17 protein-coding genes are annotated in these 20,007 nt (G+C 62.6%); 4 read left to right on the top strand and 13 right to left on the bottom strand.

Annotated features, from left to right (window positions below):
- Positions 1-14: 14 nt before the first annotated feature.
- Complete coding sequence (locus tag N2A41_RS02745) at positions 15-1,736, bottom strand: response regulator (protein ID WP_170262433.1); 1,722 nt, start codon at positions 1,734-1,736, stop codon at positions 15-17.
- A 184-nt stretch (positions 1,737-1,920) separates the two neighbouring features.
- On the opposite strand from N2A41_RS02745, the gene mutL reads away from it, so the two are divergent.
- Positions 1,921-3,723 carry a DNA mismatch repair endonuclease MutL gene (gene mutL, locus N2A41_RS02740; RefSeq protein WP_260110209.1) on the top strand — a complete coding sequence of 601 codons (1,803 nt, stop codon included), beginning with the start codon at positions 1,921-1,923 and terminating at the stop codon, positions 3,721-3,723.
- A 67-nt stretch (positions 3,724-3,790) separates the two neighbouring features.
- The gene (locus tag N2A41_RS02735; protein ID WP_003545832.1) at positions 3,791-4,021 is read left to right on the top strand and encodes a DUF2093 domain-containing protein; all 231 of its coding nucleotides are present in this window, start codon (positions 3,791-3,793) and stop codon (positions 4,019-4,021) included.
- Positions 4,022-4,528: 507 nt separating this feature from the next.
- Here N2A41_RS02735 and N2A41_RS02730 read toward each other — a convergent pair.
- The 3 genes from N2A41_RS02730 to N2A41_RS02720 form a co-directional block, all read right to left on the bottom strand.
- Positions 4,529-5,446 carry a sugar ABC transporter substrate-binding protein gene (locus N2A41_RS02730; protein ID WP_260110208.1) on the bottom strand — a complete coding sequence of 306 codons (918 nt, stop codon included), beginning with the start codon at positions 5,444-5,446 and terminating at the stop codon, positions 4,529-4,531.
- Positions 5,447-5,524: 78 nt separating this feature from the next.
- Positions 5,525-6,289 (bottom strand): ATP-binding cassette domain-containing protein, encoded by a 765-nt coding sequence (locus N2A41_RS02725; RefSeq protein WP_260110207.1) that lies wholly within the window; start codon positions 6,287-6,289, stop codon positions 5,525-5,527.
- Positions 6,286-7,344 (bottom strand): ABC transporter permease, encoded by a 1,059-nt coding sequence (locus tag N2A41_RS02720; protein ID WP_260110206.1) that lies wholly within the window; start codon positions 7,342-7,344, stop codon positions 6,286-6,288. Before N2A41_RS02720 ends, N2A41_RS02725 begins: the two co-directional genes overlap by 4 nt.
- 99 nt (positions 7,345-7,443) lie before the next feature.
- Here N2A41_RS02720 and N2A41_RS02715 point away from each other — a divergent pair, with 99 nt between their 5' ends.
- Positions 7,444-8,328, top strand: a complete 885-nt coding sequence (locus tag N2A41_RS02715; RefSeq protein WP_260110205.1) for a GntR family transcriptional regulator — start codon at positions 7,444-7,446, stop codon at positions 8,326-8,328.
- Positions 8,329-8,379: 51 nt separating this feature from the next.
- On the opposite strand, the gene lpxK is transcribed toward N2A41_RS02715, so the two are convergent.
- The 6 genes from lpxK to N2A41_RS02685 all read right to left on the bottom strand — a co-directional run bounded on the left by lpxK (position 8,380) and on the right by N2A41_RS02685 (position 14,530).
- Positions 8,380-9,453, bottom strand: coding sequence for a tetraacyldisaccharide 4'-kinase (lpxK, locus tag N2A41_RS02710; protein WP_260110204.1), 1,074 nt, complete (start codon positions 9,451-9,453; stop codon positions 8,380-8,382).
- Between the two features lie 205 nt (positions 9,454-9,658).
- Complete coding sequence (locus N2A41_RS02705) at positions 9,659-10,381, bottom strand: HAD family hydrolase (RefSeq protein WP_260110203.1); 723 nt, start codon at positions 10,379-10,381, stop codon at positions 9,659-9,661.
- A 9-nt stretch (positions 10,382-10,390) separates the two neighbouring features.
- Positions 10,391-11,710, bottom strand: a complete 1,320-nt coding sequence (waaA, locus tag N2A41_RS02700; protein ID WP_260110202.1) for a lipid IV(A) 3-deoxy-D-manno-octulosonic acid transferase — start codon at positions 11,708-11,710, stop codon at positions 10,391-10,393.
- Positions 11,711-11,880: 170 nt separating this feature from the next.
- The gene (locus N2A41_RS02695) at positions 11,881-12,129 is read right to left on the bottom strand and encodes a DUF4170 domain-containing protein (protein ID WP_170276689.1); all 249 of its coding nucleotides are present in this window, start codon (positions 12,127-12,129) and stop codon (positions 11,881-11,883) included.
- 62 nt (positions 12,130-12,191) lie between these two features.
- Complete coding sequence (locus N2A41_RS02690) at positions 12,192-13,001, bottom strand: 3'(2'),5'-bisphosphate nucleotidase CysQ (protein ID WP_260110201.1); 810 nt, start codon at positions 12,999-13,001, stop codon at positions 12,192-12,194.
- A gap of 182 nt (positions 13,002-13,183) precedes the next feature.
- The gene (locus tag N2A41_RS02685; protein WP_260110200.1) at positions 13,184-14,530 is read right to left on the bottom strand and encodes a TldD/PmbA family protein; all 1,347 of its coding nucleotides are present in this window, start codon (positions 14,528-14,530) and stop codon (positions 13,184-13,186) included.
- Positions 14,531-14,649: 119 nt separating this feature from the next.
- Here N2A41_RS02685 and N2A41_RS02680 point away from each other — a divergent pair, with 119 nt between their 5' ends.
- Entirely contained in the window at positions 14,650-16,464 is a 1,815-nt protein-coding gene (locus N2A41_RS02680) for a monovalent cation:proton antiporter-2 (CPA2) family protein (protein WP_222385755.1), read from the top strand.
- Between the two features lie 16 nt (positions 16,465-16,480).
- Here the strand turns inward: N2A41_RS02680 and N2A41_RS02675 are convergent, their stop codons facing one another.
- Genes N2A41_RS02675 through N2A41_RS02665 form a run of 3 tightly spaced genes read right to left on the bottom strand, consistent with a single transcriptional unit; the run spans position 16,481 to position 19,994 of the window.
- Positions 16,481-17,362, bottom strand: coding sequence for a patatin-like phospholipase family protein (locus N2A41_RS02675; RefSeq protein ID WP_260110199.1), 882 nt, complete (start codon positions 17,360-17,362; stop codon positions 16,481-16,483).
- Between the two features lie 12 nt (positions 17,363-17,374).
- Complete coding sequence (rsmD, locus tag N2A41_RS02670; protein ID WP_017962990.1) at positions 17,375-17,935, bottom strand: 16S rRNA (guanine(966)-N(2))-methyltransferase RsmD; 561 nt, start codon at positions 17,933-17,935, stop codon at positions 17,375-17,377.
- Positions 17,916-19,994, bottom strand: coding sequence for a pseudouridine synthase (locus N2A41_RS02665; protein ID WP_260110197.1), 2,079 nt, complete (start codon positions 19,992-19,994; stop codon positions 17,916-17,918). The genes rsmD and N2A41_RS02665 overlap by 20 nt, the downstream gene beginning before the upstream one ends.
- Positions 19,995-20,007 lie beyond the last annotated feature (13 nt).

The following is a 20,007-nucleotide window of genomic DNA, read 5'->3' as shown; positions in this document are numbered from 1 at the left end:
TTGCGCGACATGCTTTAGTTTCGCGCCCGCAAAGCCTCGGCCATCAGGTACTTCTGAAATACCAGTTCGAGCATGTCCGGGCTGACGGGTTTCATGATGACGTCGTCCATGCCTGATTTGACGCATTCGGCGCGGTCGCGCTCGAAGGCCTGGGTGAGCACGCCGATGATCGGGGTGCGGGTTCCGCCGCCGGTTTCCTCCATCTGCCGAATGAGGCGGGCGGCCTCGAAACCGTTGAAACCCGGCAGGGAAATATCCATCAGTACGATCTGCGGCCGGTGCTCGGCCCAGAGGCGCACGGCCTCGTCACCGGTCGCCGCAAGCATATGGCGGTAGCCGAGGCCTTCGAGGATCTGCGAGAAGACGATCTGGTTGATATCGTTGTCTTCGGCGACAAGAATCTGCAGGCCGACCACATCGTCGGACGTGCTGATTTCCCAATCCGCATCCGAACCGGCGGCGCTGCGGCTGTTGCGGTTGAAATGGCGGGCGATCTGGAATGTGAGCTCGTTGGCGATCTGGAAGCCGTCCATGACGAGCGCCGGGATGCCGTATTGCTCGGCAAGCTCGAGGCAGCGCATGCCCATCTGGTTGTCGATGATCAAAAGATCGAGCGAGATGCCGGAGGAGGTGGCGATTTCCAGGAACCGCTCCTCTTCGTCCTCGCCGCGGACCGAGCAGGATTCGAAGCCGTATTTCGTCAGTGTCCGCAGCGCGGCGGTTTCGGCTGCGAGGTCGGCGGTGACGACGAGGACCTTGCGGCCGGAGAAATTCTCCGGAACAATCGCTTCCATCGCCGCTGGTTCGCGCCGCCCGACACTCGTTGGTACCGGCACATAGGCCCGGCGATAGCTTTGATTGCTGGAGGCGGTGATCGCGGACGCTTGGCCGAACTCGTCGAGATCGGCGCCGTCGCGCGGCAGGTCCTGCGTGGTCGACACCAGGAAATAGCGGCCGGGCTTGCCGATGCGGTGTTTGCGGCTGACGATGTCGCGCTCGATACCGTCGCGGGAGATCTGACGCTGGCGGGAGACGGACATCTCGCCGGTCTCCAGCACGTGGCGATCGCTCTCCTCGAAGCGCTCGGCGATCTCCTCTGAAAACAGATCACCGCTCTTACGGCCGAGCACCTCGTCGGCGCTCGTCTGATATTTCTCGCAGAAGGCGAGATTCACCGCGACATAGGTGAGGTTGCGATCCTTGACGAAAAGCGGAAACGGCAGATTGTCGAGAATGTCCTCGGTGAGCTGCACGCGCTCCAGATCGGAGCGCCATTGCTCTTCGCGCTTCTTGTTCTCGGAAATGTCGGAGATGATGGTGACGCCGTAGCCGCCCGGCAGCCTGCGCTTGACGAAGCGGACCCAGCTGTCGGTGCCATGGCGCTCGACGGCGTCGAAACGCTCGCGCCAATGCGAGGCGATTTTCTCCGACAGCCAGTCTTCGCGGCTGAGCGAGCCACCTCGCCTGACATCATACTGCTGGCGAATGCCGGTGTCGTACATTGCGCCGAGGAAATCGCGAAGCCGCGTGCCCGGCTTCAGCATTTCGGCGGGCAGCGGAAAGAATTCGAGGGTCTGGCGGCTTGCGAAGATGAGATGATCGTTCTTGTCGTAGATGATGAAAGCTGCGGAAAGGCTGTCGCACACGACATCGAAAAGCGCCGTCTGCAGATCGGCCTCGGCGGGAGCCCCATCGATTCCTGATGATGTGTCCGCCTTTTCGAAGCCGGCACTCATTCTATTCCGTCCCACATCTGTTCGATTTCGCAGCTTCCGGAGGCATATAAATAGAAATGCCATTTTTATGTTAAAACCGGCTTAACATTACCTACCCCCACATTTGGGGAAGCCCCCGGATCACGGTTCGGGAAAGCGCTTGGAAAGCCCTTCCCTCCGGCCTGCGAATCTCCGAAAATAGCCCATGGCCATCAGACAGCTCTCCGAAACGCTCATCAACCAGATCGCCGCCGGCGAAGTCATCGAACGGCCGGCGAGCGCTGCCAAGGAACTGATCGAAAACGCGCTCGACGCGGGGGCGACGCGCATCGAGATCGCCACATCAGGCGGCGGCAAGGCGCTGCTGCGCGTCAGCGACAATGGCTCGGGCATGGACGCGGCCGATCTGGAACTGGCGGTCAGGCGCCACTGCACTTCGAAGATCTCCGAGACGCTCGAGGATATCCGCACGCTCGGCTTCCGCGGCGAGGCGCTGCCCTCGATCGGCTCGGTTGCAAGGCTCAGCATCGCAAGCCGCAGGCGCGACAGCACTGGCGGCCACGAGATCGCCGTTGCCGGCGGCAAGATCGCGCATATCAGGCCGGCTGCCGCCAATCCCGGGACGATCGTCGAAGTGCGCGACCTGTTTTTTGCCACACCCGCCCGCCTCAAATTCCTGAAGACGGAGAAAGCCGAGGCTGGCGCCATCACCGAGATCGTCAAGCGCATGGCGATCGCCTTTCCGGCCGTGCGCTTCGTGCTGTCGGGCTCGGACCGCACGACGCTGGAATTCCCGGCGACCGGCGATGATCATCTGGCGCGCATGGCGCAGGTACTCGGCAAGGAATTCCGCGACAACGCCATTGCGCTCGACGCCGTGCGCGAAGAGATCTCGCTCACCGGCTTTGCCGGCGTGCCGACCTTCAATCGCGGCAACTCCGCCCATCAATACGCCTTCGTCAACGGCCGGCCGGTGCAGGACAAGCTGATCCTCTCGGCGATCCGCGGCGCCTATGCCGAGACGATCCCATCCGGACGCCATCCGGTGGCGGTGCTATCGATCACGCTTGATCCCGCTCTGGTCGACGTCAACGTGCATCCGGCGAAATCCGACGTGCGGTTTCGCGACCCTGGCCTGGTGCGCGGCCTGATCGTCGGCGCCATCCGCGAGGCCTTGGCGCGCGACGGCAGCCGGGCGGCGACGACCGGGGCGAGCGACATGCTGCGTTCCTTCCGCCCCGGCTTCCAGCCGAATAGCCAGCGGCCGCAAACGCCATGGTCGGCCGAAACGTCGCCCTCCCGGCCCTATCAGCCGACAACGGGTTTCGGCGAGCGGCCCCAGGCGTCCTTCGACGGACTTTCGATGCCGACGGCGCGAGCCGAGCCGCAATTTTCGCCGCAGCCGGCAGCGACCGAACCAAATGCACGGTATCCGCTCGGCGCGGCACGGGCGCAGATCCACGCAAACTACATCGTCGCCCAGACCGAGGACGGGCTCGTCATCGTCGATCAACATGCCGCGCATGAGCGGCTGGTCTTCGAAGCGATGCGCAAGGCGCTGCATTCGAAGCGGCTGGCCTCGCAGGTGCTGCTCATCCCCGAGATCATCGACATTCCGGAAGAGGATTGCGACCGGCTGATGCAGCATGCGGCCGAGCTTTCCGAACTCGGCCTGGCGATCGAGCGTTTCGGCCCAGGCGCGATCGCCGTGCGCGAGACGCCTGCCATGCTCGGCGAGGTCGATGCGCATGGCCTGATCCGCCAGCTCGCCGACGAGATTGCCGAATGGGACACGGCGTCCGGTCTGTCGGCCAAGCTCGAATATGTGGCAGCGACCATGGCCTGCCACGGGTCGGTGCGCTCCGGACGGCGATTGCGGCCCGAGGAAATGAACGCGCTACTGCGGGAGATGGAAGTGACGCCCGGCTCCGGCCAGTGCAATCACGGCCGGCCGACCTATATCGAATTGAAGCTCAGCGATATCGAACGGCTTTTCGGCAGAAGCTAAAAAAGCTGGAAAAGCAGCCCTTGCGGGAGTATGGCAGACGGATGACAGACTGCAGGGAACGGAGCGCATGAATTTGTTCGAAGGACACGGAAACCGCGAGGCGAAGATCCGGTATCTCGATGGCGATTTCCAGATTCTCTCGCCCGGCTCCTATGTCGTCTGCGCGATGACGGGAAAACAGATTCCGCTCGACGAATTACGCTATTGGAGCGTCGCCCGGCAGGAGCCCTATGCCGACGTGATCTCGGCAATCGATGCCGACAAACGCGCCGGTGTGCTGCCGAACCAGCGGCGCTAGAGCCTTTCCGGGTTAGATTGAAGCATTCTGCCGGAGCAGGTTTTCGTCAGGGCAGAGGCGATTGGCGAAGGGCATACCTTTTGGTACGTCCGAGCCGATCGCCTCTGATCCTGGCGGAAAGATGCCCGGCCCTTCGGGTTGGCTGAAACGGGCCGGCTGATCGACCGGCCGGCTTGGCCGTAGAGCTTGGCTACGACGCGCGCCGGCCGGTCGACCATCCGACTCCGTTTGAGCCAACAGAATACTTCAATCTAGCCCGGAAAGGCTCTAGCTGCTGCCATCTGCGTCGGAGGTTCTGGCTGTGATGGTTCTCCGGTCTGCAGCCCGGAGCTGCTCCAGGGAGAATATCCGCTCCGGTTACCCGGCGACTTGAAAAACCATAGGCTCATCCACGACAACGCCCGTATCGGCTGGCCAACGTGGCTCCGGGCCGCAAGGCTCGACGATACATTCCCGACAGCGGGGAGGTTTGACTCCCCGCGTACGCGATCGACATGGGGCAACGGTTCACTTGAACTTCGCCATATTCTCAGGCGTCACGAGCGCAGCGCCGGAATCGATCAAAGACTCAACCTTCTCTCCGCGAATCGATTTTACCAGCGCATCCACACCGAGTTCGGCCATCTTGGTGGGGAACTGCGCCACCGACGCATCCTCGACTCCACTCTTCAGCGCTTCCTCTTCGCCGCAGCAGAAATCGAAACCGACCAGCACAATCTTGTCATTGGCAGTGCCAGCGTTCTTGATTGCGCGCGCCGCGCCAGCAGCGGGTGGGCCGCAAGCGGCATAAATGGCCTTGAGATCCGGGTTTTTCGTCAGCAGATCCTCGGCGACACTGATCCCAAGCTCCTCGGTGCAGTTTGTTGCGCCTTTCCCGACGATCTTGACATCAAAGCCGTTCAGCCCTTCAAGCATACCGTTTACGCGGTCATCAAGCGCCGGCACACCGGGCACGCCCTCGAGAATCCCGAGCGTATCGCCGGCTTTAAGAACCGTTTTGAGATATTCGCCGGCGATTTTGCCCGCAGCGAAATTATTGGTCGTGGCAAGCGCCGTCCTGCCTTTCCAATCCGGAATGTTGTTATCCATCAGCACGACCTTGACGCCGGCCGCCACCGCCTTGTCCAGCGCAGTCGACACGGTAGGATCGACGGGCGTGAGGGCAATGCCCTGCACGCCTCGTGTCACCATGGATTCGATCTGTGCAATCTGGCCCTCGATGTCGGTTGCTGATGTGCCCTGCCCGTAGATGATCTCAACGCCGGGATTTCTCTTCGCATAATCTTTGGCGGCGTTCTCCATTGTTGCGAAGAATGGTACAGGGAATTTGGTTATAAAGCCGAGCTTGACCGGCTCCTGCGCCAAGGCCGGCACTGCAGCGACGGCCAGAAGCGCAAGAGCTCCCAGCAGGGATTGCGGTTTCATGATAGACCTCCCATGTTTCGACCGCCCTCCTCTAGAGCGATCTCGTTGTCCGCTGCCCCAACGAAGCAGCGATCTCCCTTAAGCCTCGGCGCCGACAATCATCGCGACAAGGTCCTGCTTGTTCGCTTCCGTCGGCTTCAGTTCACCCACCTTGCGACCCTGCCGCAGCACAACCGCCCGATCGGCGATTTCGACGACATGTTCCATGTTGTGCGTGATGATGATCACGGCATTGCCGTCGGCCTTGAGCTGATGGATAAGGTCAAGAACCTGGCGAGACTCGCGAAGCCCGAGGGCGGCCGTTGGTTCGTCAAGGACCACCAGCTTGCGCGCAAAAACAATGGCACGCGCGACCGCGATCGCCTGCCGCTGCCCCCCAGACATCAGCGCGACCGGCGCGTCGAATCTCGGCAGTTTAACCTTCAGGCGATCGATGACACCTGCTGCCTCCCGCTTCATCGCGCCCGTGTTGAGGAAGCGGAGCGGACGCGGCAGCCAGGAGGGGAAAGAGATTTCTCGTCCGCAATAGAAATTCTGTACCGGGGTCAGGTTGTCGAAAAGCGCCAGATCCTGATAGACGGTTTCAATACCGGCGCGGCGGGCGGCGGCCGTTGAATGGAGCGATACGGGCGCACCATCCACGAGGATCTCTCCTTCGTCGAGACTATGAAGCCCGCTGATGCATTTGACGAGTGTCGACTTGCCGGCGCCGTTGTCACCCAAGAGAGCGGTTACCTCACCCGCATAGGCATCAAAGCTTACATTTTCCAGGGCATGGATGGCGCCAAAGCGCTTCTGGGCGTTTCGAACCGAAAGTGCCGGTGTGGTCGATGCAGGGTTCATTGCACTCTCGCCGATTGAAGCACACGCGCGCGCGCCTCGAGATGGTTACGAAGCACGTCGGCCTCTACGGCGATGACGATGACCAGCCCAATCGCGATCATTTGGAAGAACACGTCGACCCCGAGAAGGTTAAGGGCGTTGCGGATGACGCCGATCAGCACGGCGCCGATCAGGGCGTGGCCGAGATGGCCTCGTCCGCCAAGGAAGCTGGCGCCGCCGATAATCACCGCAGCAATCGTGTCGAGCTCCAAAAGATTGCCGTAGATTGGCGAGGCGGCGGCGGTTCGTCCTGCAAGCAGCACCGCGCCGACACCTGCACAAAGGCCGCAAATAATGTAGGTCGCGAGCAGAACGCCCTTTACCGGTATACCCATGCTTCTGGCGGCATTCGGCGCGCCGCCGACCGCATAGACCCATCGGCCAAAGACCATCGACTTCGTCAGGATCAGAAAAAGAAGCCCGAACATCGCAACGGCAAAGAAGGAATTGGGCACACCAAGCGTCGTACCGCCGCCGATTGCAGTCACTGCATCGGGCATCCCGCGCATGGTGGTGTGGCCGGGCGCCAATGTAAGTGCCAGGCCGCGGCAGATACTCAAGGTCGCAAGTGTAATGATAAAGGGGTGTGGCAGCCGGCCATAGACAAAGACCAGGCCGTTGACCGCACCGATAGCAGCACCGGCAAGCAGCATCGCCATAATGACGACGACCGAGGAATCGACCTGCTGGTAGACAAGTCCGCCGATGACTGTTGCTAGCGCAAGATTCGAGCCGACAGACAGGTCAATCCCGCGAGTCAAGATAACGAGCTGCTGCCCCATTGCCACAACAGCAATCACTGCTGTCTGCGCCAAGATGTTTCCGAGATTAACGGGCTTTAGAAACGCCGGCGTGATCAAACTGACGACGGCGATGAGCATAATCAGGATCAACAGAGGGCCTAGGCTCAATAGCCTCAGCCCCAACGTGATGCCGGATTGTCTCGGATGGAAGGCTGCATCCTGCGAACCACCAGGCCGCGACGAATTCTGAGGCAGAATCCCGGAGTCTTCCAAATTCCCCTAGCCTCCCCCGTTTTTTATACATAAGAAACATATGATACACGTGCGTCAACTTGTTTTTTATGGATAAGTAACCATGTCAGGAGTTGTGCCATGCGAACGGATACGACCTTCAAGCGGGCATTCAATGACATGATCGATATCATTCGGACGCTCGATCTTGGGGAGGAATTGCCGTCTGAAAATGCACTGCGCGCCCAGCTTGGCGTGAGCAGAACAACGGTGCGGAAGGTGCTGGCCGGGATGTCCGCACGTGGGATCATCATATCTGAAGCGCACAGGCGGATTATAGGTGAACAACCGCAGCAGATAGAGCGCTATCCGAAGGAAGAGACCTTGGCCATTTCGGAACAGGTCGAGACGAGCTTCATGGAATGGATGCTGCGCGGCGATGCCTGTCCGGGTACAGAAATCAATGAGACGGAATTAGCTCGGAAATTCGGCGTCGCGACAACGATCGTCCGTGAGTTCCTCAATCGATTTCAGAAATATGGCCTGATCGAGAAGCGTCAGAATGCAGGCTGGGTTTTTAAAGGGTTCACAGCCAGTTTCGCACTCGAACTGTTCGAGATCAGAGAGATGTTCGAAATGCGCTCCGCACGGCTTTTCGCTGCCCTGCCCGACGGGTCGCCCCTCTGGAAACAGATCCAATCCATGCGGGCGGCACATTTGGAACTGCTCGCGGATATCGACGCTCGGTTTCAGGATTTCTCGGAGCTGGACAGCCGCTTCCACCGGCTGATTACGGCAGTGGCGCCAAACCGCTTTATCGAAAGCTTCCAAGACGTGATAGCCATGGTCTTCCACTATCACTATCAGTGGAACAAGCGTGATGAACGCGCGCGGAATGAGGTCGCCATTAGTGAACATCTCGCGCTGATCGAAGCCCTCGAAAGCCGCAATATCGCGTTGATCGATCGCGCATACCGGTTGCATCTGACTTCCGCCCGCGAAACTTTGCTTCACTCGATCGCGTGATCGCATTGCATATACGGATGTGCGCAGGACGAGACGTTTTGCAGCAGCTTGTTAGAGCGGCTCAGTCTTTCCCGGAATCGATTTAATCCCGGCCTTGATCTCCCGCAGCCGTCGCTCGCGGCAGGCGGCGATCGCCCGGTCGATGATGAGGCTGGCGGCGAGGTGATCCTCGAAGACCATGTCGACCTCAATCACCCGGCTCTTTTCGGCGAGCCGCGCCGCCTTGCCGTGATGGCCGGAAAGGCGGACGAAATCCTTGGAGGTGGTGACGATCAGGAGACCTTGACTCTCCGCGGTCGTCAGAATGTCGTCGATCTCCTCTTCGGTCAGGTGCTCGTGATCTCCGAAGGACTTGGCGACGACAATTTCGGCGCCGCGCGATTCGACCGTGCGGAAGAATTTGGTGGGATCGGCGATGCCGGCGAAGGCAAGCACCTTGCTGCCGGCCAGCGTATTGTCGCCGCGCACTTTCAGCGATGCGGTGAAATAGGGCTTTGCCGCGCGCGCCGCCATACGGACGATCCTGTCGGCGGCATTGCCGCCGCCAACCTTCAGCAGCGCCGTCGCAGAGCGGAGCTGCTGGCGGACCGGAGCACGGACTGGGCCGCCGGGCACGATATGGCCGTTGCCAAGGCCGCGCGTCGCGTCGATGACGAGCAGGGCATAATCGATCGCCAGCCGGGCGCTCTGGAACCCGTCATCCATGATGATGAGATCGGCGCCCTCCGCCACCAGGCGCTGAGCCCCTTCGACGCGCCGGCGGGAAATCACCGTCAGCGCTTCCTGGGCAAGCAGCAAGGGCTCGTCGCCGACGGCAATCGCCCAGTGATGATCGGGATCGACCACGGTGGTCACATCGAGCGAGCCGCCGTATCCCCTGCTGAGAAAGCCGGGCTTCAGCCCCTTCGCCTTGGCGGCGCGAGCGATCGTCAGCGCCGTCGGCGTCTTGCCGGCGCCTCCGACGGTGAAATTGCCGACGCAGATGACCGGAATGGGAACGGAGGCGCGGCGCGCATGGGCCATGCGGTGGCCGGCGATACGGCCATAGAGAAAAGAAAGCGGCAGCAGCAGCCAGGCCCGCCAATCGGCTTTCCTCCACCAGAACGGCGGCGCTTCGGATATCATCTTGCCGTCCCGCTCCCCTGCCCGGCTAGAGTATTTCCGTTTTTCTTCGAATCACGGCAATGCTCTATCACTTTTGTTCTTGCGCAATCCCGGACGCAAAACCGCAGTACACTTTTGATGGAATTGCTCTAGTCACAGCCAGTCCCCTGCTTCTCGACGGAGGAATTGAGAAGCCAAAACCTGAAAAAATGCAAGCCCTTACCCGTCAGGCCGGCTGCAGGTCCGCCAGCAGGGTCTCGATGGCGGTGATATCGTCGAGCACATGATCGGCCGCAGCGGTCAGCGTCTCCCGCGAACCGGTGCCGGTCAGCACCGCAATCCGCAGGCCAGTGCCGGCATTCAGACCCATGTCCAGATCGTGATTGTTGTCGCCGACAATGGCGACCTCTTCAGGCAAAAGACCGGTCGCAGCACAGAAGCCGAGCACCATGCCCGGCTCCGGCTTGACGCCGAAACCGCTGTCATAGCCGGCGATATAATCGACATAGCGGGCGAAACCGAAGCGTTCGGCCGTCTGGCGGATCGACCGTTCATTGTCGCTGGAGGCGACACCGAGCTTGAAGCCGCGCCGATGCAGCCGGGCGAAAAAACCGGCGAGGTCGGTCACCGGCACGGAAAATTCGGCGGCGCTGGAAAAGAGCTCGTCGAGGCGGACCGTCAACTCGTCGACATCGACCATCGAGCCCGCCGCAACGAGGCCCGAAGCGATCTGGCGGGTATTGCCGGCGGCAAGCAGGCTGTCGGGAATGATGTGGCCGGTCACCGGATCCATACCGCAGGCCGAAAGCAGCCGGTTGGCGAGAAGCTCGTCCCCTTGGGCGGCGATGCGGGCAAGCTCGCGGTTGACCGGCAGCCAGCTCTCATCATAGTCGAGCAGTGTGCCGTCCTTATCGAAGAGGATGCCTTTGATAGGCGCCACAGCCGACATGTTCGCTCCTCAGACCTGGGCCGCGGCCTTGGGCAGCAACCGCGCCTTCACCGTCAGCGGATTGATATAGGGTTCCAGCCCCTTGACTGTCGCAGTCAGCGCGCCGCGCATCTCGTGCACGGCGGTGATGCCGGCTTCGATCATAGTGCGGCGGGCTCCGTCATTGGTCAGCAGGTAATGCACGCCCTTGGCCAGCATTTCGGTGTCGCGCACCATGCGGGCGCTGCCGCTGCGGGCAAGCTTCTGATAGGCATCGCGGAAATTCTGCACATGGCCGCCGGAGAGAATGGCGCACCCGAGCATGGCGGGCTCCAGCGGGTTCTGGCCACCTTCGGCAAAGAGCGAGCGGCCGACGAAGGCAATTTCCGTCAGTCTCAAATAGAGGCCCATTTCGCCGATCGTATCGCCGAGGAAGATATCGACATCGGCGGACAAGACATCGTCGCGGGTACGGCGGGCGACCTTCAGCCCCTGCTTGACCAGGGCCGCCTCGATCTCGTCGCTACGCTCGGGATGGCGCGGCACGATGATCGTCAACTGACCGTCGCGCTCCCTCAACGCCCGGTGAACGATGGCGGCAGCGTTCTCCTCGCCGTCGAAGGTCGAGATCGCCGCCCAGGTCTTTCTCTCGCCGATCTGCTTCTTATAGCGGGCGAAGACAGCGCTGTCATAAGGAGGCGCGTCGGTATCGACCTTCAGATTGCCCGAGGTGATGACGGGCACAGCACCGAGATCGCGGAAACGCTCAGCATCGACATCCGACTGGGCGATGACCAGGGCGAGATTCTCGAACAAAGCTTCGGCGATCGCCGGACGGCGGCGCCAGCGGGCGAAGGAGCGGTCCGACATGCGGGCATTGATCAGAATCTGCGGAATGCGACGGCGGCCAAGCTCCAGCACCGTTGCCGGCCAGATCTCGGACTCGGCGATGATGGCGCAATCGGGCTGCCAATAGTCGAGGAAACGGCTGACGGAGGGCTTCAGGTCGAGCGGTACATATTGATGGATCGCTTCCTGGCCGAGGCGCTCGGCAGCGAGCTTGGCGGATGTGATGGTGCCGGTCGTCAGGACGACATGGATGTCGCGGCGGCGGATTTCGCGGATCAGCGGGATGACGGCATTGGTTTCACCGACGCTTGCGGCGTGGAACCAGAGGAGCGGACCCTGCGGCCGGTTGGCACTCGGATAGCCGAAGCGCTCCAGGCGGCGCGCGCGGTCTTCCTTGCCTTTGGCCGTGCGGTAGTGGAGATAAAGGCCGACAACAGGAGAGGCAACGGTTCCCGCCAGACGATATGCGCTCAGACCGAACCGCGCCATTCGGGAGCTCATTGCGCCAGCCTCCGATCCAAAGCGATCGACATCAAACCCATTCCCTCATTATCGTTGCGGCCGCAATGACCGATCAATTTGTTCAGAATGCGTCAAACAATCCGGATCGACGGGCGTCGATGCACGAAAACCCCGCTCGCCGAGCGGTCGGCCGGCAGCACTTGTCGAGGTCAGTTGCCCTTGGCCTTTTCCTGCGGATCAAGGAGACGATGCATGTGGACGATGAAGTAGCGCATATGCGCATTGTCGACCGTCTGCTGCGCCTTCGCCTTCCAGGCTGTCAGCGCCGAGGCATAATCCGGGAAAATGCCGACGATATCGAGACCCTGCAGATCACGGAACTGGACGTCATCGAGGCTTTCCAGTTCGCCGCCAAAAACGAGATGCAAAAGCTGCTTCTTGTCACCGGATTCAGTCATTTTTTGTTCTCTTTCTGCCTATTCTCCTCCGCCACCCCATCTGCGGGATTTTGACGAAAACGTCAACTGTCTCGTCGTCCCGCAAAGGCCGAGAGGAATTCGCCAAGGCGGGGCGTCGGGGCCGCGCAGAGGACTTTATGGGTGACATCGGCGCGGTTGTAGACGATCGGCCTGCCTTCGAGGTCGACGAGACCGCCGCCGGCGCAAACGAGGATCAGATCGGCGGCGGCAAGGTCCCAATCATGTGAATTGCCCTTGACGAAGGTGCCTTCCAGACGACCGTCCGCCACCATGGCGATGCGATAGGCGAGCGAAGGAATGTATTTCTCGCGCGTGACCCGGTCGCGAAACTCCGATGGGAAGGCCTTCAGCAGGTCTTCGCCGATCGCAAGGCGGCTCATCTCTTCCGGTCCGGCGGCCGAGACGGTGAACGGGACGCCGTTCTTCAGCGCCACGCCGCCCTCGACCGCCTCATAAAACTCCTCGAGCGCCGGGGCATAGAGCACACCGGCGACCGGCCGGCCGCGATGAACCACCGCGACGCTGACGCACCAGACCTTCTGGCCGCCAAGGAAGGCGCGCGTGCCGTCGATCGGATCGATGATGAACAGCGTCTCGCGTGAGAGACGGTCGGCATCGTCCTCGGTTTCTTCCGACAGCCAGCCATAATCCGGCCGGGCTTTGCGCAGGATGGTCTCGAGAGTCTTGTTGGCGGCGAAATCGGCGGCGCTGACGGGAGAGCGATCCTTATTCTTCCACCAGACTTCAGGCGACTGGTTGAAGAAGCTGAAAGCGACGGCGCCCGCCTCTTTCGCAGCATCGGAGATCAGCGCGAGATCGCTCTGCCAGCGGGCCTTTTCCACGTCGCTCATCCCGTCAATCCGTTTCTCAATTCAATAGTGAGAGCATGACGTCGCCCGAAAACCGCTCACACTTTTCGGCATCATGCTCTCAAGCGCGTCGCAGTCTTTCACATATGCTTGCCGTGCTTTAGGTCTTTGCTTTTCCGCATGTCTTTATCGCAAAGCCGCTGCACACTTTTGCGAGACATGCTCTAGCGCCCTGCGAGCGTCATGCCTTCGATGGCGAAGGTGGGGGCCGCGACGCCGAATTTGCGGTCGATGTCGTTTGCCGGCGTCAGGCGCATGAACATCTCCTTGAGGTTCGAGGCGATCGTCACCTCGGAGACCGGGAAGGTGAGTTCGCCGTTCTCGATCCAGAAGCCGGTGGCACCGCGGCTGTATTCGCCGGTGATCATGTTGACGCCGTGGCCGATCAATTCGGTGACGTAAAAACCGTTGCCGATGCTGCGGATCAGTTCCTCCGGCGAGATGTCGCCCGGCTCCAGGGCAAGGTTGGTGGAGGAGGGCGAGACGGCAGTGCCGCCGCGCACGCCGCGGCCGTTGGTCTCCAGACCCAACTCGCGCGCGGTCGAGGTCGAGAGGAACCAGTGCTTCAAGACGCCGTCCTCGATCATCACCAGCCGCTCGCCGGACACGCCCTCGCCATCGAAGGGCCGCGAGGAGGGTCCCCGCACGATCAGCGGATCGTCGGTGATCGACAGGCCGGATTTCAGCACCTGCTGGCCCATCTTGTCGCGCAGGAAGCTGGACTTGCGGGCGACGGCAGCACCATTGATCGCTCCGGCGATATGGCCGATGAAGCCGCGGGCGACACGTGGGTCGAAGATCACAGTGACGTCCTTGCCGGTCGGCACCTGGCGCGGATTGATGCGCTTGATCACCCGTTCGCCGGCGCGACGGCCGATTTCAGCGGGGTCGTCGAGCTCGGCATAATAGAGGCGGCTGTCGAAATCATAGTCGCGTTCCATACCGGTGCCTTCGCCAGCGATGACGCTGACGGAATGGCCGAAACGCGAGGCCATGTAACTGCCCTCGAAACCGTGCGAGGTGACAAGAACGAGGCCACCCATGCCGGCCGACGCACCGGCGCCGGAGGAATTGGTGACGCCCTTGACCGCAAGGGCGGCTGCTTCTGCGGCAAGGCTCGCCTCGCGCAGCTTCTCGGAGGAGACCTCGGTGGTGTCGAGCAATTGCAGGTCGGGATAGGATTTCGCAAGGCTCGCCTCATCCGCAAGGCAGGCGAAGGGGTCTTCCGGGGAAACCTTGGCCATGGCGACGGCGCGTTCGGCCAGCGCCTGGAGATCGAAGCCCGGATTGGCCGAAACGCTGGAGACACGCTTGCCGATGAAGACGCGCAGGGAAAAATCGTCGCTTTCGGAGGATTCCGTGCCCTCGACCTTGCCGAGGCGGACGCTGACCGATTGCGAGCGCGACCGGACGACGACAGCGTCGGCGGCATCGGCCCCTGCCTTCCTTGCCAGATCGATCAATTGACTTGCGCGGGAAAGAAGTGTCGAGGAATCAATTTCAGAGGACATGATTTGGCCTTTCCTTCGGCTTCCATTTATTGTGCACTCTCCAAAGCATCAAGGCCGCCGCCGCCGATTCTTTGTCGGGGCTGCTTGCTTGCTCCCCGCCGTTGAAAGAAATTGCCAGCATGTCAGCGCCCAATGCCCTTTTTTCCGAAACGATCCTGCTGCTTGGCGGCGCGGTGGTCGCCGCGCCGATCTTCAAGAAACTCGGGCTCGGCACGGTGCTCGGCTACCTCGCCGCGGGCATCGTCATCGGCCCGGTCTTCCACGGCATTACCGATGGCGAACAGATCCTCGCCGTCGCCGAACTCGGCGTCGTTTTCCTGCTCTTCATCATCGGGCTGGAGTTGAAACCCACCCGCCTCTGGCAGATGCGGCGCGACATCTTCGGCCTCGGCACGGCGCAGGTGGTGGTGACGGGGCTGGCGCTGACTGCACTTGCCTGGTTTTCCCAGGTTCTCGACTGGCGCGGCGGCATCATTGCCGGCTTCGGCCTGGCGCTGTCTTCGACGGCCTTTGCCATGCAGATCCTCGAGGGCGACGGCGACGTCAATACGAGATACGGGCAGCGCTCCTTTTCGATGCTACTGTTCCAGGACCTGGCGATCGTGCCGCTGCTGGCGCTGATCACCATCCTCGACGGCGGCGACAAGGGCAACAACGCGCCGCTCTTCGATTTCGCCGTCGCCGTCGGCGCGGTTGCGGCGATGATCGTCATGGGGCGCTACCTGCTGACGCCGCTTTTCCAGATCATCGCCCGCACCGGCGCGCGCGAGGCGATGATCGCCGCAGCCCTCTTCGTCGTCATGGGATCGGCGAGCCTGATGCAGCTTGCAGGGCTTTCGATGGCGATGGGCGCCTTCCTATCCGGCGTGATGCTTGCCGAATCCTCCTATCGGCACGAGTTGGAGGCGGATATCGAGCCGTTCCGCGGCGTGTTGCTCGCCATCTTCTTCATCGCCGTCGGCCTGTCGCTGGAACTCGACGTCCTCGCTGACAACGCGCTCTTCGTCATCATCGCCGTGCCGATCATCATGGGCGTGAAGGCGATCGTCATCTATGGGCTCTGCCGGATCTCGGGGTCCCCGCACAACGATGCGATCCGCATCGCCTTCCTGCTGCCGCAGGGCGGCGAATTCGGCTTCGTGCTGTTCACCGCAGCAGGTACGACCGGGCTGATGTCGACGAGCACCGCCTCGCTGCTGATCGCAATCGTCACGCTGTCGATGGCGCTGACGCCGATCGGGGCGGCCCTTTCGAAGCGGCTGCTCAACGGCGACGAACAGGAGGAACTGGACGAGGATTTCGAAGGCGCGGGCGCCGACGTGCTGATGGTCGGCTTCTCCCGTTTCGGCCAGATCGCCGCCCAGATCCTGCTTGCCGGCGGGCGCAGCGTCACCGTCATCGATTTTTCGGCCGACCGCATCCGCCAGGCCTCCTCCTTCGGCTTTCGCATCTATTTCGGCGACGGCGCCCGCAAGGACGTGTTGCGCTCGGCCGGCATCGACCGGGCAAAGATCGTGCTTGTCTGCACGCAGAAGAAGGAACTCACCGACAAGATAGTAGAGCTGGTGCAGGCCGACTATCCGCACACGCGGCTCTACGTGCGCTCCTACGACCGCATCCACTCAATCGAACTGCGCAACAAGGGCGTCGACTACGAGCTGCGTGAAACGCTGGAATCGGGGCTGCTCTTCGGACGGCGAACACTGGAGGCGCTCGGCGTTTCCGAGGTTGATGCCTATGAGATCGGTGAGGATATCCGCAAGCGCGATGAGGCGCGCCTGGTGCTGCAGGTGTCCGAAGGGTTGCAGGCCGGGCGCGACATGCTGTTTTCCCACCCCGTCCGCCCCGAACCGCTGGTCAAGCCGAAGCGCGCTGCCGATCCCTTCGAGGACGACCCGCTAGCTGGAACCGTGGATGCAGCGGCGGACGCTTAGACGAAGGAATGGAGCATTATTTCTTCAGCCGAGCCTCGATTTCCCGGTCAAGGGCGAATTTCAGGTCGTCCTTGACGCCGACGGACATGGCGAGGACTTCGCGGGCCTTGAGGAAATCCATGACGCCGGTGCGGCCGACCGTCGGGCGCAGGAAGATATGCGGCGGGCGAAGCTTCAGCTTCAGCGAGATCGCCGTCTGCATCATCAGCTGGCCGGAACCGAAGATGCTCTCCATGCGGTTCGGAATATGGGTGCCGTCACCTTCCGGCGCGCCGACGACATCGATGCCGATGACGATGTCGGCAAGATCCATCAGGCATTCATAGGGCACCGGATTGCTGATGCCGCCGTCGATCATCACGCGGTCGCGCAGGCGCACCGGCATGAAGACGGCGGGGATGGCGGAAGAGGCGGCGAGTGCCGGAAACAGCTCGCCCTGTTCGATGATGACTTCGCACTGGCCGTAATAATCCGTGGTGATGACCTTCATCGGGACCAGCAGATCCTCGAAGCGGGCCGGCAGCTCGGACGGCAGGAAGGCTTTCAGGATCCGCTCCAGGTTGAACTGGCCGATGCGGATACCCTTGGCCACCGCATCGCGCACCGTCGCCGGCCTCAGGCCCCAGATGCGAGCGACGACCGCCGTCTTGTTGCCGACGGTCGTCAGCGCATGTTCGCGGATTTCGGCGCCGGACATGCCAGCCGCCATGCCGGCCGCCATGATCGCGCCGATCGACGAGCCTGATACCGCCACCGGGCGGATGCCGAGTTCATCGAGCGTCTCGATGACATGGATATGGGAAAGCCCACGCGCACCGCCGCCGCCAAAAGCGACTGCGACCGTCGGCACATCGCTGATCGCAGGCAATTTCGGGCTGATGATCTCTGCCTGCTGCACGCCCGCCCCCGCTTATTGCGGCTGATATCGGAAGAAATGCACCCTCGTATCGCCAAAGATGCGGCTCTCGAGGAAAACATAGGAAGGATGGACGGAAACGACAACATCGGCGCGTTCTTCGAGCACCGCAATGGCGCCTGGCCGCAGCCAGCCGCCTTCGGCCGCCGCCGCCATCGCCTTTTCGCCGAGACCCTTGCCATAGGGCGGGTCGGCAAAGAGCACGTCGAAGGATTCGAGATTGCCGACGCTGCCGAGATCGGTCGCATCCCGGCGCAGGATGCGGGTGCGGCCGTGCAGGCCGAGCGCATCGATGTTCTCCCAGAGCAGCGCCCTGCCCTCGACGCTGTTTTCGACGAAGAGCGCATGGCGACAGCCGCGTGAAACCGCTTCGAGGCCGACGGCGCCGGTTCCGGCAAAAAGATCGAGGATCCGGGTGCCATCGACGCATTCCGGATAGGCATGACTCAATATATTGAACAGGCTCTCGCGCGTCCGGTCGGCAGTCGGCCGAATCTCGTTGGATTTTGGCACGGCGAGAGGCCGTCCGCGAAACTCACCGCCGACGATCCGCACCGCGCGTCATTCCTTTTCCTTTAGCACCACCTCTGGACGGCCCGCCCGCAGGCCTGTCGCCGCCCGGCCTGTCACCGCCCGGCTTGGCGCCTTTCGGCTTGCCGGAAAAATTCTTAGGCCCGCCGGGCTTGTCCGCGAAGCTCTTGCCGCGGGGCTTGTCACCAGAAGGCTTGTCGCCGAACGATCTCTCGCCGCGCGGACGCTCGGAGCGGCCCTCACTGGCAAAACTTCTGGCTGCCCGCGGACGTTCGTCGCCTTCCTCGCGCGGCCTGCGATCACCACGTGGCTTGTCGCCGAAGGGCCGGTCTCCACGCGACGGCCGATCGCCGAACGGCCGGTCGCCGCGCGGACGCTCCGAACGGCCCTCACCGGCGGAGCTTCTCGCCGCCCGAGGCCGCTCGTCACCATCCGCACGCGGCTTGCGATCACCGCGAGGCTTGTCGCCAAAGGGACGATCTCCACGCGAGGGACGATCGCCGAACGGCCGGTCGCCGCGCGGACGCTCCGAACGGCCCTCACCGGCGGAGCTTCTCGCCGCCCGAGGCCGCTCGTCACCATCCGCACGCGGCTTGCGATCACCCCGCGGCTTGTCGCGGAAGGGACGATCTCCACGCGAGGGACGATCACCGAACGGCCGGTCGCCGCGCGCCGGGCGGTCGCCAGAACCGCGGTCTTCGCGGGCGGAGCGATCGCCAAAGCCGCGCTTGCGGCCGAAGCCCTCGCCCTCATCCTTGCGGCGGGGCTCTTCGCTCGAGCGGATCCATTCGCCATCCTCTTCGCGCACACGGTTCACCTGGGTGCGCGGGCGATCTTCGATGCGATCGAAACCAGTGCCTTTTGCCGGCGGCTGCTCGCCGCGCTTGCGTGCGGTCTGCGCATTCTTGGCAGCTTTCGCCGCGGCCTTTTCGCCGAGCGGCCGGGCGCCCGGCGCCATCCAGACATTGGCGCTGCGGCGCTGGCCGAGCGGCTGGGGACGCTTCGGCTTCTCGTCGTCCCGGCGGCCGCCGTCACGGCGATCGTCGTCTCTGCGCGCGCCGCCGTGGCGGTCGTCGCGTTTGGTGTCGAGGCGGCTCAGCGCCCGTTCGCGCTTGTCCTCGTCGCGGCGCGGCCGTTCGCGCTTTTCCGGTGCTGCCGGCTCCGCCTCTTCCTCGGCGGCAACCGCCGTCGCATTGTAGATGGGCGCGTCGAAATTCGCCTTGGCTTCCTCGATGAGGCGCGGGCCGAGCTGGTCGCGCAGCGTGCGGCCGCGCACTTCGACGACATGGCCTTCCGGCAGGTCGCCGAGCTGGAACGGGCCATAGGAAATACGGATCAGGCGATTGACGTCGAGACCGAGCGCCCCGAGCACGTTCTTGATTTCGCGGTTCTTGCCTTCGCGAAGACCCATGGTAATCCAGACGTTCGAGCCTTGTGTGCGGTCGAGCGTCGCCTCGATCGAGCCGTAGAGCACGCCGTCGACGGCGATGCCGTCCTTCAGCTTGTCGAGCGCGTCCTGATCGATCTCGCCATGGGCGCGGACCCGGTAACGTCGCAGCCAGCCGGTCGCCGGCAGCTCGAGCGCCCGGGCGAGACCGCCGTCATTGGTCAAAAGCAGCAGGCCTTCGGTATTGATGTCGAGCCGGCCGATCGACATGACGCGCGGCAGTTCTTCCGGTAGGTTGTCGAAGACAGTCGGCCGGCCTTCCGGATCGGCATTGGTGGTCACCAGCCCGGTGGGCTTATGATAGAGCCACAGCCTGGTCCGCTCGATGCCGCGGATCGGCACGCCGTCGACTTCGATGCGGTCGGCGAGCGTGACGTTGACGACGGGAGTTTCGAGAACCCCGCCGTTCAGCGTCACACGGCCTTCCATGATCATGCGTTCAATGTCGCGGCGGGAGGCGACGCCGGCGCGCGCCATCACCTTGGAAATGCGTTCGGCCTTGGCCTCGCCGTCGGTCTCGGCCGCGATTGGACGTGCGGCTGCAGCCTTTGCTGGCTTCGCATCGCCCGGCTTCGGCCCGGTGCCCCGTGAAAAGGGCTTTGCGCCCGGGCGTTTTGGCTTGTCTTTGGGTGTCATTTGTTGTTTGCCT

The sequence above is a fragment of the Rhizobium sp. SRDI969 genome (assembly GCF_025152725.1).
GTDB classification, from domain to species: Bacteria; Pseudomonadota; Alphaproteobacteria; order Rhizobiales; family Rhizobiaceae; genus Rhizobium; species Rhizobium leguminosarum_I.
This window is presented reverse-complemented; position numbering and strand designations above follow the sequence as displayed.